Here is a 16,389-nt window from a genome sequence, read left to right as displayed (position 1 = left end):
TATGGAAGACGTGCAGATGGGCATGAGCGTGGCCGTCACCAAGGAAGCCCTGAACTTCCAGGCCAATATGGCCTCGAACCTGATCAACGGCAGCATCGACAAGGGGCAGGAAATGCAGCAGAAAATGGCCCGCATTGACGGCCTGGCCGCCGAGGGCATCGGCTCCAAACTGAATGTGGAGGCCTGATCGCGGCAATCCGGCCTGAACGGCCGCACGGAGTGTCGACAAAACCAGCGCGGCCCGAAATCGGACGCGGGGCGCGGCGGTTGAGTCTTGCGCCTTGCGCCGGTCCCCGGCGGTTTTTTCAGAAAACAGGCCGACGGCGGCGCAAAGGCCGCAACGTGAAATTCATCATCATTCCGAACGGCCCGGCGCTTTTCCGCGCCGGGTCGCATTTTATCAGGGCAACGGCATCTCCCGGCGCGCTCAACTTTGACCGGCGGCGCGCCCCAAAGGAAAGAAGCTCTCCACATCCATACAAAAGGCGATGCCGATGCCGGGCTCGTTCAGACTGGGCGTCCGGCGGATAGCCTCAAGAATGTCCGGAGCCGACGCCTTTTCCGCCAGAACCATCAGAAATTCCTTTTCCGGCACAATGGTGATGCCGAAAAATTTCACGTCCTCTTCCCGGCCCGTGCCGCGCGCGTTGATGATCGTGCCGCCCGTAGCCCCCGCCGCGCGCGCCGCGTTCATCACGTCGTCGGCGTAGCCCGCGTTGACGATGACGCAGATCAGTTGGTGGCTTGCCTGTGCGCTCATGTTTTCACCTGTTGCCGTAATGGAAGGTTGGGGGGCCGGGCCGCCGGACCCGGGCAGAATGTGCCGCAATATGCCGGACACGTCGATGACGAAGCCGATGCCCGGCGCCTTTCTGGCCGGGCCGCCCTTATCACGCAGGGCCTTGATGATGGCGGGCATCTCCCCGGCCGGGGCCAGGGTGAGCACCAGATCCTTTTCCGTGTCGCCCAGGCAGAGCAGCCTCAGGATGCGGTTTTCCGCCGTGCCGCGCCCAAGCAGCACCGTGCCGCCGCGCGCGCCCGCCCGTTTGACGGTTTCCACCACAAGATCACCCTGGTTTCTGCCCACAATGCTCACCAAGAGCTTGCCGGGCGCGTAGATTGTGGCCAGTACGCTCATGAACGCTCTTCCCCGGCGGCACTGCTGGCCGGTTTACGCAAAGCGCCCCGGCGCCGGACGGCCGCCTTTTCCCGGCGATCGAAAAGAATGCCCAGAATCTGGATGGTAATCAGGGGCGTCATGGCGATCATGGCGATGACGCCGAACGCGTCGGTGATGGGGTTGCCGCCCAGACTGCGGGAAGCCCCCAGCGTGAATGCCAGAATAAAGGTGGAGGCCATGGGACCGGAAGCCACGCCGCCGGAATCGAAGGCAATGGCCGTGAACATGCGCGGACAGAACAGCGTCAGTGCCAGAGCCAGAATATAGCCGGGAATCAGGAACCACCAGATGCTCAGCCCTGTCACCACCCGCAGCATGGACATCCCCACGGCGGCCGCCACGCCGATGCACAGGGACACCAGCATGACCCCGCGCTTGATATGCCCGCCGGAAACCTCCTCCACCTGGGCGTTGAGCACCCAGACGGCGGGTTCGGCGCAGACGGCCAGCGCGCCCAGGGCCACGCCCACCAGGATCAGAAAATAACGGAAGTCATGCTGGGCGAGAATGGCCCCCAGCTCACGTCCGGCCGGGATGAAGCCGCCCTTGACCCCCACGAAGAAGCAGACCAGCCCCAGAAAGGTATAGACCAGGCCGACGCCCGTGCGGATGGTCTGATATCGTGTGAGCCGCAGCAGAAAAATTCTGAAGATCACGAACAGGGCCACCAGCGGCCCCAGAGCCATGCCGACCTCTCCGGCCACCTCGGGCACAAGAGCCCAGAAATGTCCCAGCAGGGTGGAAGCGTGCGCTTCAACAACCTCGGCTACCGCTCCGGTGCGGCCCTTGTGCAGCATGCCCAGAATCAGCACCGAGAGCACCGGGCCGATGGATGCCAGCCCGATGAGCCCGAAACTGTCGTCCTTGCCGTTGCCGCCGCGCACGGCGGCGACGCCCACGCCCAGCGCCATGATGAAGGGGACGGTCATGGGGCCGGTGGTGGCGCCCCCGGCATCAAAGGCCACGCCCAGAAAAGCCGGGCTGGTCAGGACCGCGCAGCCGAAGATCAGCAGATAGAAAAGCAGAAGCAACAGCCTGAGCGGAATCTGAAAAATGATCCGGCCCATGGCGATGGCCACGAACAGGCCCACGCCCACGGCGATCATGCCTACCAGCATGGAGCGGGATATGCCCGGGTCCACGGCGGAAACCTGCTGGGCCAGCACATGCACGTCCGGCTCGGCCACGGTAATGAAAAAACCGATCACAAAGCCCGCGCCCAGAAGCAGGGGCAGATTGCGGCGGGAGGTCAGGGCCGAACCGGCCTTCTGGCCCACGGGCACTACGCCGATGTCCGCGCCCAGCAAAAAAACGCTCAACCCGAGAATCAGCAGAACGCCGCCCACCAGAAATTCCGCCAGAGCATCGCCCAGAGGAGCTGCCGTGAGATGCAGCAGACAGACCACCAGCATCACCGGAATGACGGAAATGGCCGACTCCTTGATTTTTTCCAGTAGAACCACACGGACTCCCGAGCCATAAAAACGTAAAAAATACTAATCTATTATAAAAATAATATGGAATGAACACCGCAAAGTCAAGACGGACGGGCAGACGCGCCAGGGCAAGCGCGCAAAACCGCCGCATTGACAAATCCGCTTCTTGGGATAGCGTTGGCGCAACGCGCAATTTCAGGCGCAACACACTCGAGAGGAGCGCATTCAGTGAAGATTCTTGTTACACCCCGTTCCTTCGGCAAAAACAATCCCGAGCTTTTTGACATCCTGCGCGACGCCGGGCTGGAAATCATCCGCAACGACAGCGGCGGCATCCTCTCCGAGGCGGCCGTCAAGGAAAAACTGGCCCCCTGTGAGGGCGTCATTCTGGGCGTGGACCCCATGAACGCCGCCGTGCTGGCCGCCGCGCCGAAGCTGCGCGCCATCGCCAAGTACGGCGTGGGCCTGGACAATATTGACCTGGAGGCCTGCAAGGCGCGCGGCATCGCCGTCTCGCGCACCGTGGGGGCCAACAGCAATGCCGTGGCGGACTACGCCCTGACCCTGATGCTGGCCGTGGCCCGCAAGGCGGCGCTCATCGACCGGCGCTGCCGCGATAAGGACTGGAGCAAGATCACCGGCATCGACCTCTACGGCAGAACGCTGGGCATTGTGGGCCTGGGGGCCATCGGCAAATGCGTGGCCCGCCGGGCGCGCGGCTTCGACATGAAAATTCTGGCCCACGACGTGGTCTGGGACGAAGCCTACGCCCGCGAAAACGGCATCGAACGGGCCGATGTGGACCGCATCTGCCGCGAAGCCGATTTCATCAGCCTGCATACGGTGCTCACGGAGGAAACCCGCAACCTGATCAACGCCGAGCGCCTGTCCGTCATGAAAAAAACCGCCATACTCATCAACACGGCGCGCGGCGGGCTCATTGACGAGGCCGCGCTGCTGGCCGCCCTGCAGGAAGGACGCATCTACGGCGCGGGCCTGGACGTCTTTGAGCAGGAACCCCCGGCGGACCCGGCCTGGTATACGCTGGACAATCTGGTCATGGGCTCGCACTGCTCCTCGTCCACGGCCGGGGCCACCGAGCAGATGGGGCATATGGCCGTGGCCAATCTGCTGCGCGATCTGGGCCTGCGCTGAGCGCGGCGCTGTTCTGAACGCGCGAAGCGGGGACCGGCAATCCGGTCCCCGCTTTTGTTTCTGTTCTGCGGGAACAAGCCCTTATTTATGATGGGCTCCGCTCCTGCCCACGACTAAGTCGGACGGCGCCGGGCCGGGTGAGTGCGGGCTGATGCGGCGCGGACGGCGTCATTGGCGCGGGACGGGCCGCAGCCGCGCCTCCGGACGGCGTGCCCGGACCGACGGCGACCGGAGCCGTTGCGCCGGGCAGGTTGTCATCCTGCCGCGCCCGCCGCCGTCGCGGCGGAGGCAAGGAATTCTCCGTGGGAGCTTCGCCGCGCAGAACCCGTTGCGCATGGCGCAGGGTATCCTCGCAAAGAGGCTTCAGTTCAGGCGGCGCGGCGGCCAGAGCCTTGCGGGCCAGGACAGCGGCCTCCTGCAACTGTTTTTTGTCGTTGTTCTTCTCGCCCAAGCGGCAGAGCACCCAGGCCAGGTTGTTGTTCAAATGCGGGTCGTCAGGCATGTCCGGCTGCGCTTTGCGGTAATACTCCAAAGCGGCGGCGTCCTGTCCTCCGGCGGCGGCCAGATTGCCCAGATAGAAATCTCCTTCCGGCACCGTGGCGGCCGCCGCCGTGTACTGACCCTGGGCGCGTTCGTTTTCGCCGCGTGCCTCATAGGCCTTGCCCAGAGTCAGATGCTCCTCGGGCGTCAGCGGATCAGACAGATAATGCGGCCCGCAGGCCGCGCAACAGAGCAGCAACGCCCCACCCGCAAGACGGCCCAGACTGTTGAGCGATATGCGCATGGCAGATCCTCCTTTCCTCGCCGTCTCAGGGGCAGCAGTAATTTCTGTGATAATCGTCGTCATCGCACTGGGAAGAACCGCCGCCCAGCGCGGCCCCGAGCACGACGCCGCCCACAAGCAGGATCCCCAGCAGGATCAGCAGGGCGTCGCCGGAATTCCCCTTGATGTATCTGGGGATGTCCACATCAATGGTCCTGCGGCGTTGCTTGTCGCTCATACCGGCCACGGTTCCGGCCGCCGCTTCTTCCTTCTGGCCGCGCGCCATGAGATACTGACGCACGATCCGCCCTTCCAGGTCCTGCCGCGCCGCCTCCAGCCGGCGCGCGCCCTCATCCGAAAGATTGTGCAGGGTGGGAATGAAACCGGCCACGGCGCGCGGACTCATCGCCAAGAGCGGGATAAGCAGCAAGGCCGCAACTCTGAAAAGACACATGGACATGCGCATGGCATCCATCCGGTTAAGGTGAAACCCGTCGGCAGACACAGAACTTCTTTCCGACGATTCCCCCCTAGACCCAAGCCCAAGGAACGTCAACGCCAAAATTTTGTACATGGAAAAGGGTGGAACGGGCTGTCAGGCGGGCTGTTGGTTTTCCGTTGGGATGATATTCATATTGAAAGAAGCGTTATCACGCTGCGCGGAGATGCCGCCAGGAAAAGAAAAACAGAGCGAATACTATGGATTAACTCCGCGACCACAACATTGTAACCCGCTTCCGCAGTCTGAATTTTAGGGCCAGGTCAAAAGAGGGGAATATTTTTTTCGTTGACAGGATAGTTCTTCCTCAGCTATTTTTGGATCATATATGGTACAGTATACCGTAATACGGTATACATGACAAGCTACATTCGCATCATTGCACTCACTATCCCTGTCAAATGGTGGTATACGGCAGGGTCGGGACGCAAGGGAAATGACTGTCTTGTCAGTTCGCCGGAACATAAAAACGGTATAATATACCATAATACGGTATGCAGGCGAGTCCACTCTTCTAACTCCGGGAGGCGTCAAATGAAAGAAACATTATTTCTAAAAAACACCGAAGCGTTTGCCGAAAGTATGGTCCGATGCGGCATACGCTGCCACTTTGCCTATCCCATCACTCCTGCCACGGACGTCATGAAGTACACCGCCGCGCATATGGCTGACGCGGGCGGGCGCATGGTGCAGATGGAAAGCGAACTGGCCGTGTCCAATGCACTGGCGGGGTACGCCTGCGCGGGCAAGCTGGGGGCCACCTCCACCGCCGGGCCGGGCATGACGCTCATGCAAGAGGCCATAGGCTTCATGGCTGCCGGTGAGCTTCCCTGCATCATGCTGGACGCCATGCGCGTGGGCCCCGGCGACGGCGACATTGTGGGCGCGCAAAGCACCTATTTTCAGGCCACGCGCGGCGGCGCGCACGGCGACTACCGCGTCATCGTACTGGCCCCCTCCTGCGGGCAGGAAATTGCGGACCTCATGCCGCTGGGCATCAAACTGGCCTTCACCTATCGCAACCCCGTGCTCTTTGTGGTGGATGGCGTCACCTGCCAGATGACCGAAACCACCACCTTTGACGAAGCCCACGACTACACCGCCGATTTCGATACCTCGGGTTGGGCCTACACCGGCACCGGCGACCATCCCAAACGTTTTCTGCTCACCGGCAGCTACACCCATGAGCAAGGCTATGAGATGAACGAACGCCTTCGCGCCAAGTACGCAAAAATCAAGGAAAATGAGCAACGATGGGAGCAGTCTCAAGTGGAAGACGCTGAAGTGCTGGTGGTGGCCTTCGGCATTCACGGCCGCATGTGCAAGGAACTGGCAGAAAACTTCCGGGCCGAGGGCAAACGCGTGGGCTACATCCGTCCCATTTCGCTGTGGCCATATCCCGACAAGGCCTTTGAAAACCTTCCGGCCTCGGTGAAGTCCATACTGGTGGTGGAAATGAATCACGGGCAGATGCTGGACGATGTGCGCCTGGCCGTCAGCGGCAAGGTACCTGTGCACTTCCTGGGCAAGACGGGGGGCGACATCCCCATGTGCACCTTGGCGGACATGACCCGTGAAGTAAACAAGCTGCTTGAGGGGGAATAGCATGCAAACATTGGCGGACTATTACGGCAAGACGCTGAAATTTGAAAAACTCTTCAACTACTGCCCCGGCTGCGGCCACGGCATCATCACGCGTCTCGTGGCCGAAGTCATCGAGGAAATGGGCATCAGAGAAAAAACCATGGCCGTGGTAGGCATAGGCTGCGGCGGTTTTTCCCATCACTATCTGGAAGTGGACGCCATTGAGGCCATCCACGGCCGCTCCCCGGCTTCGGCCATAGGCTACAAGATGGCCCTGCCGGACCATATCGTCTTTACCTATCAGGGTGACGGCGACGGCAGCGCCATCGGCCTGCACGAGCTGATGCACGCCGCCAATCGCGGTATGCCCATCACCACCATCATGATCAACAACTCGGTGTTCGGCATGACCGGCGGCCAGATGTCCCCCACTTCCATCCCCGGGCAGGTGACCGCCACCACACCCAAGGGGCGTGACGTCAGCCTGCACGGCTACCCCATTCTGGTGCCGGAAATGATGCGCGCCATGAAAGGCGTGGCCTATCTGGCCAGAGAGTCAGTGGTCAACGCCAAGAGCATCACCAAGGCCGCCAAAAGCATACGCAACGCTTTTGAATGCCAAATCAGGGGACTGGGCTTCTCCTTTGTGGAAGTGATTTCACCCTGTCCCACCGGCCTGCATTTGAAGGTCGCCGACGCCTACAAATACACCGCGACGGAAACATTGGATTATTTCAAACCTCAGATTTTCAAAAATGCACTGGAGAATGACAATGAAATATAAGTGCGCATTCTCGGGTTCCGGCGGCCAAGGGGCTGCCCTGATGGCCAAACTCACTTGCATGGCCTGCATTACCGAAAAAAAGCAGGTCGTTATGACGCAGACATACGGCGTGGAACAGCGCGGCGGCGACTCTACGGGTTATGTGGTGATTTCCGACCAGCCTATCAGCAACCCCATTGTGGAAAGTGACGCCAACGTGGCCGTGGCCCTCAGTGAGAGCATCTATCAGAGCACACTGGACGGCGTGTGCGAGGGCGGCACCATCTTCGTCAACAGTTCCATGGTCAAGCACACAAAAGAAAAGCCCGGCGTGACGCAGGTTCTGTTGCCCGTCTCCGAAATGGCCCAGGACATGGGCAACATCCGCGTCGCCAATATCATCATGCTGGGAGCGGTGATCAGGGCCACCGGCATGCTCGGCAAGGAGTCCGTGGCCGACGCTTTGGCAAGCGCTCTGGGCAAAAAGGCCAAGACCCAACTGCTGGAGGTCAACATGCGGGCCCTGCAGAAGGGCGTAGAGGTTATGGAAAAAAAGGGGGGCGGCAAGTAATGGGCAAGGAGAATCTGAAACATATGGTGGCGATGGAACGCTGTAAGTCCTGTGGTCTGTGCGTGACCGCCTGTCCCAAGCAAACGCTGGTCATAGGCGACAATCTCAACGCCCAAGGATACGCTTACGTAGTCCAGATGAAGCCGCTGGACTGCGTCAAATGCAATATCTGCCGCATTGTCTGCCCTGACGTGGCCATAGGTTGCATCGACACCTGCGCGTGAGCCCGCACCATCCAGTATAAAGGACAAATCATGGAATACATCAATGACAAAAATGCTCCGGCGCCTCTTGGGCCGTACTCCGACGCCATCCGTAGCGGCAATCTGCTGTTTATCTCGGGCCAGGCCCCGTTCAACGCAGCCGGTGTGATAGTGGGCAAGGACATTGCGGTCCAGACCACGCAAGCCATGAATAATCTGGCTTCACTGTTGGATTCTGTGGGGCTTGAGATGAGGCATGTGATCAAGGCCACGGTATATCTGTCCAACTGGGACAACTTCAAAGGCTATAACGAAGTGTACAAGAAATTCATGGGAGATCATAAACCGGCCCGCGCCACAGTGGAAGTGACGCGGCTGGCCCAGGATGCGCTTATTGAAATGGAATTCATTGCCGAGTTCTCGTGACTCATATCGATATCGGTGGCGGTCAATCTTTTTTGCATCGGCACTTGACCGTCACCGCTTTTCCCGTTCGCCACAGGCGTCACATACAATATCACCAAGCAAACCAAAGGCGGCTTGAAGCAACACGACCATATTGCCAAAGGATATTTTATGGAAACCGTGCCGCTGACTGAATTATGCGATAATGCGCAACTCAACAGATTTCATAAACGACTGGTGGTGTATTCGGCGGGAGGCCCTTTTCTCGACGGATATGTGATGGGGATGATAGGCATCGCCCTTGTGCAGATAACGCCCTACATGGGCCTGTCCCTGTTCTGGGAAGGCATGGTGGGAGCCGGGACCCTGGTCGGCATGTTTTTCGGCGGATTCCTCGGGGGACTGTTTACCGACAAATACGGCCGCCAACTGTTGTATTCCATTGACCTCATTGCGCTGGCGCTTTTCTCTTTGGCCCAGTTCTGGGCGGAAACCGGCCTTTACCTTTTCATCTGCCGTCTGTTGCTGGGCGTTGCCGTGGGTGCGGACTATCCCATTGCCACAGCCCTGCTGGCGGAATTTACCCCGAAAAAATACCGCGGCCCCTTTATCGGCCTGCTTGAGGCCATGTGGTTTGTGGGGGCAAGCTGCGCCTATATTGTCGGCGAGTTAATGCTGAACACCGGGCCGGAGGCATGGCGCTGGATGTTGGCCAGTGCGGTGATTCCCGCCGTGGTGTTTCTCTTCATACGCCGTCACACGCCGGAATCGCCGCTGTGGCTGAGCCAGAAGGGACGTTTCGTCGAGGCCTGCGCGGTACTGAAGCTGGTGTACGACAAAAACGTGTCCCTGACAGACCTGCAAGGCTTGGTCAAAAAGAGCGCCAGGGTGAGCGTGTGGCAGATGTTCCATTCGGGGTATGGCGCGCGCATGCTCTTCATCACGGTTTTTTGGACCTGCGCGGTGGTGCCGCTGTTTGCCGTATATTCCTTTGCCCCCAAGATCATGGTTGCCCTCGGCATATCCGGCAACCTCGGCAATGCGGGGTCGGCGGTGATGACTATCATCTTCATGCTGGGATGTTTTCTTTCTCTGCAACTCATCAACAAGATGGGACGACGTTCCCTGTTGCTGCACAGTTTTTTCTGGTCCGCTGTAGCCCTCACCCTGCTCAGCATTTTCAGTAATGCCCCACCCTATGTCATCTTCCTGCTTTTTTCCATGTACGCGCTGTGCACCAGCGGTTCCCAGAACCTGCAATTCGTCTATCCCAACGAGCTCTTCCCCACCGAAATACGCGCCTCCGCCGTGGGTCTGGCCTCCTCCCTCACCAGGATAGGAGCGGCCATAGGCACCTACCTGGTGCCCCTGGCTCTGGCCCGTCTCAACATTCAGGTCACCATGATGATCGCCGCCTGCATCACCATGCTGGGCTTCGCGGTGAGCCTGAAGATGGCCCCGGAAACCGCCCACTGCAGCCTGGAGGAAACCTCGCGCTGTTTTGAGGACACAGATTGTCTTCTTGACGGCTCCAGCTGCCCTCTGGTCGACGGTTGCGGCCTTGCCAAAGGCGCCGATCCCACGGATTCCCGCATGGCCTGAAGCCGACGGCCCCAATGACTTCACGATGCAGCCCGCAAGGAGAAATATCATGAGCAACAAACGGACAGCCGGAACCGTCGTCATCGGCGGCGGGGCCGTCGGAACCTCGGTGGCCTGCTACCTGGCCATGGGCGGAATGGATGTAACACTAGTGGAGCGCGGCGAATTCGCTTGGGGAACCAGCCGCCGCTGCGAGGGGCATGTGGTGACCTACGATACGCCACCCGGCGATTTCAGCCTGTTCTGCAAAACAGGACAGGATCTCTTCTACGAGGCCCAAAAATTCCTGCCGGTGGATTTCGACTTCAGCCCCGAAGGTATCGGCCTGCTGGTGGACAATGAGAGCCATCTGGAAATGGTGAAAGCCAATTATGAAGGCAAACAAAAGGAAGGTTATAACGTAACGCTGTGGGACCGCGACGAATTGCGCCGCCATGAGCCTAATATAGGCGATAATGTCATAGGCTGCCTGAACTTCAATAATGACTGCACGCTGAACCCCATGCGCCTTTGCTTTGGCTTGGCCGAGCACGCCAGAGCTCACGGAGCCGTCATCATGCCGCGTACGCACGTCATGGATCTGCGCATGGAGAACGGCCGCGTCAGCGGGGTGGAGACGGACAAGGGGCTGATCCTCACGGAAAACGTGGTGCTCGCCGCAGGGGTATGGACGCCGCGCCTGGGGGCCATGCTGGGGGTCAACGTGCCCATCCGCCCGCGTCAGGGACACATTCTGGTCACAGAGCGTGTCCAGGGCCTGCTCAACAAGGCCTATGTGGAATACGGCTATCTGCTCACCAAGCACGGCCTCAAGCGCGACAACGTCACCCCGGACATGGATAAGTTCGGCGTGGCCTTCGTCATTGAGCCTTCCACGGCGGGCACTGTGCTCATAGGCAGCAGCCGCCGTTTTGTGGGTATGGACACGCGGCCCCACCCCTCCGTCATGCGTGCCGTGGCCGAACGCGGGACGCAGTTCTTTCCGGCCCTTTCCGACATGCGCCTGCTGCGGTGTTACGCCGGAGTGCGCCCCGCCACCACGGACGAACTGCCCATCATCTCCACCACGCACATCCCCGGCTTGTTCATCGGGGCCGGACATGAGGGTCTCGGCATCAGCCTTTCGCTCATCACCGGCAAGATCATGTCGCAATTGGTGCGGGGTCAGACCCCCTTCATCGACATCAGCTACATGGGCATTGACCGATTCGGCCTCAACCCTCCCGCCATGCCTGTCGGCCAGACGGCGGTGTAAGGAGTACGGATATGTTCAAGAAAGTCAGGGAACCCAAGGGAAACGTGGTCACCATCTATTTTGAAGATCAACCCGTGCAGGCCGAGGAGGGCATAACCGTGGCGGCGGCGGTGCTGAATCCCGCCGAGGGCTGGACCCGCACCTCGCACGGCGGGCAGAGGCGTGGGCCTTTCTGCCAGATGGGCGTTTGCTTTGAATGTCTTATGACCATTGACGGCATACCCAACCGACAGGCCTGCCTGACAGTGGTGACGGAAGGCATGCGGGTGAACCGCCAGTCCGGCGCGCCCGACATGCGGAAGGAGGAGAAGAGCCATGCGTAATTCATGGGATGTCGTCATTGTCGGTGCCGGTCCTGCGGGTATGAGCGCGGCCATCGAAACCACGAAGCATGGCCTGAGCACCCTGGTGCTGGATCGCCAGATCGAGCCGGGAGGTCAAATTTTCAGAAGTGTGGCCAGCTCACCCTTGATCCATGAATTGGGCGGCGATTACGCGGCGGGGCGTCCCCTGGCGCAACGCTTTCTGGCATGTGGGGCGCAGTTCGAGGCCGGGGCCAATGTGTGGGATATCTCTCCGGATCAGATCTATTTCAGTCAGAACGGGCGGAGCCAGGGAGTCAGGTGCCGTCAGGTGCTGCTGGCCTCGGGGGCTATGGAGCGCCCCGTGCCGCTGCCCGGCTGGACCTTGCCCGGCGTCATGGGGTCCGGCGCGTCCGACGTGCTGCTCAAGTCCGCCTCATTGCTGCCGCAGGGGCCGGTGGTGCTGTGCGGCAACGGGCCGCTCATTTTGCAGGCCGCCGTGCATCTGCACCACTACAAGGTGCCGGTGCGGGCCGTGCTCTTTACCGGCAGACTGCGCAACGCGTTGCTGGCCATGCGCCACATGGCCGGGGCGTTCGCCCGCCCTGCCTACTTTCTGCACGGCATGAGCATGGCCGCACAGACCTTCCTCAAGCACAAGTGTATATTCGGCGCACATGACATCCGCATGGAGCAGGATAGCCCGGGCGGGCTGAAGATCAGCTACACCGGCCGCGGCGGCAGAAAGACCTTGGCCGCCGCCACTGTGCTGCTGCATGAGGGCGTCATTTCCGAAAGCCGCATCACCAGACTGGCCCGCTGCCGCCATCAGTGGAATGAGCGCCAGCGCTACTGGCACGTCAGTGCGGACATGTGGGGTCAGACCAGTGTTCCCGCCATCCGTACGGCGGGGGACGTGGCCGGCGTGCGCGGGGCTGTGGCAGCTCAGGCCGAAGGCAGTCTTGTGGGGTTGGACATCTGCCGCGAACTGGGCCGCCTGACCACGGCGCAACGTGACGCCGAGGCGACCTTCTGTCGGCGCGTGCTTTGGCGGTGCCGGGCCTTGCAGCCCTTTCTTGACCAGTACTTCGCACCGTTACCGTCCATGCTGCAACCGGCGGATGAGGCTGTGGTGTGCCGCTGTGAGGAATTGACCGCCGGACAGTTGCGCAAAATTGTGCAGCAGGGCTGCTACACCCCTGACGGCCTCAAGGCTCAGGCCCGTCCGGGCATGGGCACCTGCCAGGGCCGCATGTGCGGTTCGGCGGTAGTGGAGATGATAGCCCAGACCCAGGGTCTGCCTCTGGAAAGTTTACCTTTGTACACGGCCCAGCCTCCGCTCTTTCCCTTACGCATAGGTGAACTGGTGGCCATGCGCAGTTCCGCAGATTCTCTGTAAGCTCCAGCTTTTTGATGCATCCGTCGGCGGGGTGGCCTTCTCCCCGCCGACGCGGCAGGAACACTGATCATGCCGCGTATAACGCGGCCAGATCGCGTTCGTGCGGTAAAAACCTCCACAGGCACCGCATTGGGGCCAAGGGAGCAGCGATGCTCATAATCATTCTCGGTATCCTCCTGCTTTTGGGGCTGTATTTTGCGTATGTATTCATCAAAGACTACAGAGCGCACCGACAGGAAAACACCAAGGTATCCACTCCCTTGGTGGGTGTTCTGGGTTTTGTCACTCTGTTTTTCGATGTGCTGGGCATAGGCAACTTCGCCACATCCACCGCCCTGTTCAAACTTTTCAAGATAATTGACGACAGAAAAATTCCAGGCACTCTGAATGTCTGTACTTCTCTGCCGGAGGTGGTTTCGGCCACCTTTCTCATCACCGCCATTGAGGTGGACCCCCTGACCCTGGTCACCATGCTTGTTTCCAGTTCGGCGGGAGCGTATTTCGGCGCCTCCATCATCTCGCGTTTCTCTGTGCACAAAATCCGCTTTACCCTCAGTATGGCCCTGTTCGTCACGGCCATCATCATGTTTTGCGGGCTCATGGGCTGGATGCCAGGCGGCGGCACGGCCACCGGACTTACCGGGAGCAATTTGGTCATCGCCAATGTGGGCAACTTCATTCTGGGCGTGCTGATGACGGCAGGCATAGGCGCGTATGCGCCCTGCATGGCCCTCATCTATTTTCTTGGCATGTCCCCCTTGGTGGCCTTCCCCATCATGATGGGTTCCTGCGCCTTTCTCATGCCCGTGGCCGGGCTCAAATTTATCAAGGAAGGCGCGTACGACCGCAAGATTTCCATGATCATCTCCCTGTCCGGCATTCTGGGTGTGAGCGTGGCCGCCATCTTTGTGAAATCCATTCCGCTCGGTGTATTGAAGTGGGTGGTCATCGGCGTGGTGCTCTACACCTCAGCGACCATGTTCTACGCCCTACTCAAGGGCAGAAGGGAAATGGGGAAGGCAGAGCCGCAGCGGGCCTCTGCCCCGGCACCGGAATAAGCACGGAGAGAACGACGGCGGTTCCGCACATGCCGGGAGCCATATCAGAATACGGCCCAAGAGCCGTCATCAAGCACATGCCCATAAAGGAGTACTACGATGGATCTGAACAAGCTATTGAAGCCCCGTAAAATGGCTGTGGTGGGCGCCAGTGAAAAACCGAGCACCATGGGCGGCGATCTGCTGCACAACATCAAGCTGTGGGGCCGTATGGAAGATGTGTACATGGTGAATCCCAAGTACGACACAATCTTCGGCGAAAAATGCTATCACAGCATTTCAGATATTCCGGAAGATATAGATACGGTGGTTATCTGCACTTCCAAAAAGGCGGTTCCCGGCCTTCTGCGCGAAGCCGCATCCAAGGGCTGCAAGGGCGCGGTAGTCTACGCCAGCGGCTATGGCGAGACACGCGACGAGGAGGGCAAGAGAGCTCAAGCCGAACTCACCGCTCTGTGCCATGAGCTGGACATGGCGCTCATGGGGCCCAACTGTGGTGGATTCAACAATTATATTGACAGAGTATGCTCTTTCGCCTTCATCATCGAAGATCGCAATTTCAGAGGCAACATAGGCTTTGTGTCGCAGAGCGGCCAGCTGTGCCAGTCGCTCATGGAGAACACGACCCGGTTTTCTTATATGATGTCCGTGGGCAACTGTTCCACCGTGTATGTGGAAGATTACATGGACTTTCTGGTGGACGATCCGGACACCAAAGTGGTGGCCGTCTATGTGGAAGGCATCAAAGATCCGTCCAAATTCATCAGCACGCTGCAAAAGGCCGCGCGTAAGCGTAAGCCTGTGGTTATCCTCAAGGTGGGCGCTTCGGAAAAAGCCAGCGCCCTGGCCTCATCCCACACCGGCAGTATGGCCGGAGCGGACAAGGCTTTTGACGCCATAGCCAAAAAGTTCGGCGTCATCAGGGTCAAAGACCTGGAAGAATTGCACGCCATATCCACAGTGCTGTCCACGCTGCCAGAACTACCAGCCAAACCTACTTTTTCGGCCATGGCCTTTTCCGGGGGCGAAGGTGTCGTCTGCGCCGACTCCGCCTTTTACAACGGTATCAATTTCCCCGATTTTGAATCGGAAACACGTGATGCCCTGCAAGCCATGCTGCCCTATTACGCCACAGCTAATAACCCCTTAGACATGACCTTCACCATGTCCTACGACAGCGACGTTTTCGCCAAGGCGCTCCGCACCGTCATGGACGATCCGAATATTGGCATGTGCCTGTTGTGCTTCACTATTTTACAAAAAAACATAGCTCCTGACGTCATCACCATGATTGAGGGTATTGAAAAGGTCGCAAGGCAGGGCAAGGCCAAGCCCATGGCCTTTGTGCCGCTGATGGAAAATACCCGTGAGCGAGCCCTGGCCGAGCGGCTGGCAGCGGTAGGGGTTCCCATTCTACCGCCCACTCACTACGCCTTTTCCACACTCAGACATCTGGCGGACTTCATTCAGTACAATGCCGACGAAAAAGATCTGGACCTGCCCGTCGCCACAAAGGGGCAGACGGTTGGTGCGGGAACCCCAGTGGCCCTCACGGAGCGCGTCAGCAAGGAAAAACTGGGCAAATATGGGATGGTGCGCTGTGTAAGTTTGTAAGGGAAGTGGGTTGAATACCCTGGAATTGCAAATAGATTCCATGCACGCCAGAGTTAGCGGTGCTTGTAAAAGCTGAAACTGCGAAAGCGGAACGTGAACATAGCATCTCTGGAAAAGGCACAAAGAATGACAATCACCGGTCATAGTCTTATGCAAGTGCAAGTCATGTATGGTGAAAGCTGAATTGCCTGAACCCTAGTCTGAGCAATATTTGGTTTCTATAACAACGAAGAAAAGGTGATTGAGACGTTGTAATGAGGTATATGATGGACTGGCATTCTATCTGTCATAATTTGCTGCCTCATGGCACTTCCCAATAGGGATGAAAAGACGAAAAGGGCACCTAACCATGACGTATCTTTACTTACAGATAAACACAGGATTGCCTAAGCTGGTTTGTTATAAAAGACAACCTGTATGGCAACGGAGGCTCCGTAGTACCCAAAGTCATGTTGTAATGACAATGGCAGAACGTATCCAATCGGTCCGCAATTACGGTATAAGTAAAGCAGGAATGCGACGAAAGCCGGAAATATGTGGGGGAAGGGAGCTATGGATGTCGGAATTACAAGTCATAAGTAGGTTGCGCTAATGCGAACA

17 protein-coding genes are annotated in these 16,389 nt (G+C 59.1%); 13 read left to right on the top strand and 4 right to left on the bottom strand.

Annotated elements, in window-relative coordinates; translation table 11 throughout:
• Position 1 precedes the first annotated feature (1 nt).
• The gene (locus FYJ44_RS08125) at positions 2 to 187 is read left to right on the top strand and encodes a hypothetical protein (protein ID WP_154511024.1); all 186 of its coding nucleotides are present in this window, start codon (positions 2 to 4) and stop codon (positions 185 to 187) included.
• A 240-nt stretch (positions 188 to 427) separates the two neighbouring features.
• Here FYJ44_RS08125 and FYJ44_RS08120 read toward each other — a convergent pair whose 3' ends face one another.
• Positions 428 to 1,138, bottom strand: coding sequence for a P-II family nitrogen regulator (locus tag FYJ44_RS08120; RefSeq protein ID WP_154511022.1), 711 nt, complete (start codon positions 1,136 to 1,138; stop codon positions 428 to 430).
• Positions 1,135 to 2,643 (bottom strand): DUF1538 domain-containing protein, encoded by a 1,509-nt coding sequence (locus FYJ44_RS08115; RefSeq protein WP_288230644.1) that lies wholly within the window; start codon positions 2,641 to 2,643, stop codon positions 1,135 to 1,137. Before FYJ44_RS08115 ends, FYJ44_RS08120 begins: the two co-directional genes overlap by 4 nt.
• Before the next feature lie 201 nt (positions 2,644 to 2,844).
• Here FYJ44_RS08115 and FYJ44_RS08110 point away from each other — a divergent pair, with 201 nt between their 5' ends.
• The gene (locus FYJ44_RS08110) at positions 2,845 to 3,771 is read left to right on the top strand and encodes a phosphoglycerate dehydrogenase (RefSeq protein WP_288230645.1); all 927 of its coding nucleotides are present in this window, start codon (positions 2,845 to 2,847) and stop codon (positions 3,769 to 3,771) included.
• 85 nt (positions 3,772 to 3,856) lie between these two features.
• Here FYJ44_RS08110 and FYJ44_RS08105 read toward each other — a convergent pair whose 3' ends face one another.
• Complete coding sequence (locus tag FYJ44_RS08105) at positions 3,857 to 4,555, bottom strand: tetratricopeptide repeat protein (RefSeq protein WP_154511018.1); 699 nt, start codon at positions 4,553 to 4,555, stop codon at positions 3,857 to 3,859.
• A 25-nt stretch (positions 4,556 to 4,580) separates the two neighbouring features.
• On the bottom strand, positions 4,581 to 4,994 hold the full coding sequence (locus tag FYJ44_RS08100; protein ID WP_229772608.1) for a PA2779 family protein: 414 nt from the start codon (positions 4,992 to 4,994) through the stop codon (positions 4,581 to 4,583).
• Positions 4,995 to 5,567: 573 nt separating this feature from the next.
• On the opposite strand from FYJ44_RS08100, the gene FYJ44_RS08095 reads away from it, so the two are divergent.
• From FYJ44_RS08095 to FYJ44_RS08045, 11 genes are all read left to right on the top strand, one after another.
• A complete protein-coding gene (locus tag FYJ44_RS08095; RefSeq protein WP_154511016.1) occupies positions 5,568 to 6,638 on the top strand; it encodes a pyruvate ferredoxin oxidoreductase in 1,071 nt (356 codons plus the stop codon).
• A 1-nt stretch (position 6,639) separates the two neighbouring features.
• On the top strand, positions 6,640 to 7,401 hold the full coding sequence (locus FYJ44_RS08090) for a thiamine pyrophosphate-dependent enzyme (RefSeq protein ID WP_154511014.1): 762 nt from the start codon (positions 6,640 to 6,642) through the stop codon (positions 7,399 to 7,401).
• Positions 7,373 to 7,951: a 2-oxoacid:ferredoxin oxidoreductase subunit gamma family protein gene (locus tag FYJ44_RS08085; RefSeq protein ID WP_320861193.1), complete on the top strand. Its 579-nt coding sequence runs from the start codon at positions 7,373 to 7,375 to the stop codon at positions 7,949 to 7,951. The genes FYJ44_RS08090 and FYJ44_RS08085 overlap by 29 nt, the downstream gene beginning before the upstream one ends.
• Complete coding sequence (locus FYJ44_RS08080) at positions 7,951 to 8,175, top strand: 4Fe-4S dicluster domain-containing protein (protein WP_154511010.1); 225 nt, start codon at positions 7,951 to 7,953, stop codon at positions 8,173 to 8,175. The genes FYJ44_RS08085 and FYJ44_RS08080 overlap by 1 nt, the downstream gene beginning before the upstream one ends.
• A 30-nt stretch (positions 8,176 to 8,205) precedes the next feature.
• Positions 8,206 to 8,580, top strand: a complete 375-nt coding sequence (locus FYJ44_RS08075) for a RidA family protein (RefSeq protein WP_154511008.1) — start codon at positions 8,206 to 8,208, stop codon at positions 8,578 to 8,580.
• A 150-nt stretch (positions 8,581 to 8,730) separates the two neighbouring features.
• The gene (locus tag FYJ44_RS08070) at positions 8,731 to 10,161 is read left to right on the top strand and encodes an MFS transporter (protein WP_154511006.1); all 1,431 of its coding nucleotides are present in this window, start codon (positions 8,731 to 8,733) and stop codon (positions 10,159 to 10,161) included.
• Between the two features lie 49 nt (positions 10,162 to 10,210).
• Entirely contained in the window at positions 10,211 to 11,416 is a 1,206-nt protein-coding gene (locus FYJ44_RS08065; protein ID WP_154511004.1) for an NAD(P)/FAD-dependent oxidoreductase, read from the top strand.
• Between the two features lie 11 nt (positions 11,417 to 11,427).
• Entirely contained in the window at positions 11,428 to 11,739 is a 312-nt protein-coding gene (locus FYJ44_RS08060; protein WP_154511002.1) for a (2Fe-2S)-binding protein, read from the top strand.
• Positions 11,732 to 13,117: an FAD-dependent oxidoreductase gene (locus FYJ44_RS08055; protein ID WP_154511000.1), complete on the top strand. Its 1,386-nt coding sequence runs from the start codon at positions 11,732 to 11,734 to the stop codon at positions 13,115 to 13,117. Before FYJ44_RS08060 ends, FYJ44_RS08055 begins: the two co-directional genes overlap by 8 nt.
• A 149-nt stretch (positions 13,118 to 13,266) precedes the next feature.
• Positions 13,267 to 14,175 (top strand): sulfite exporter TauE/SafE family protein, encoded by a 909-nt coding sequence (locus tag FYJ44_RS08050; protein ID WP_154510998.1) that lies wholly within the window; start codon positions 13,267 to 13,269, stop codon positions 14,173 to 14,175.
• Positions 14,176 to 14,274: 99 nt separating this feature from the next.
• Positions 14,275 to 15,789, top strand: coding sequence for an acetate--CoA ligase family protein (locus FYJ44_RS08045; protein ID WP_154510996.1), 1,515 nt, complete (start codon positions 14,275 to 14,277; stop codon positions 15,787 to 15,789).
• The last annotated feature ends 600 nt before the right edge of the window (positions 15,790 to 16,389 follow it).

The sequence above is a fragment of the Desulfovibrio porci genome (assembly GCF_009696265.1).
GTDB lineage: Bacteria > Desulfobacterota > Desulfovibrionia > Desulfovibrionales > Desulfovibrionaceae > Desulfovibrio > Desulfovibrio porci.
The sequence above is the reverse complement of the archived record's forward strand: the minus strand, read 5'-3'. Positions and strand labels throughout refer to the sequence as shown.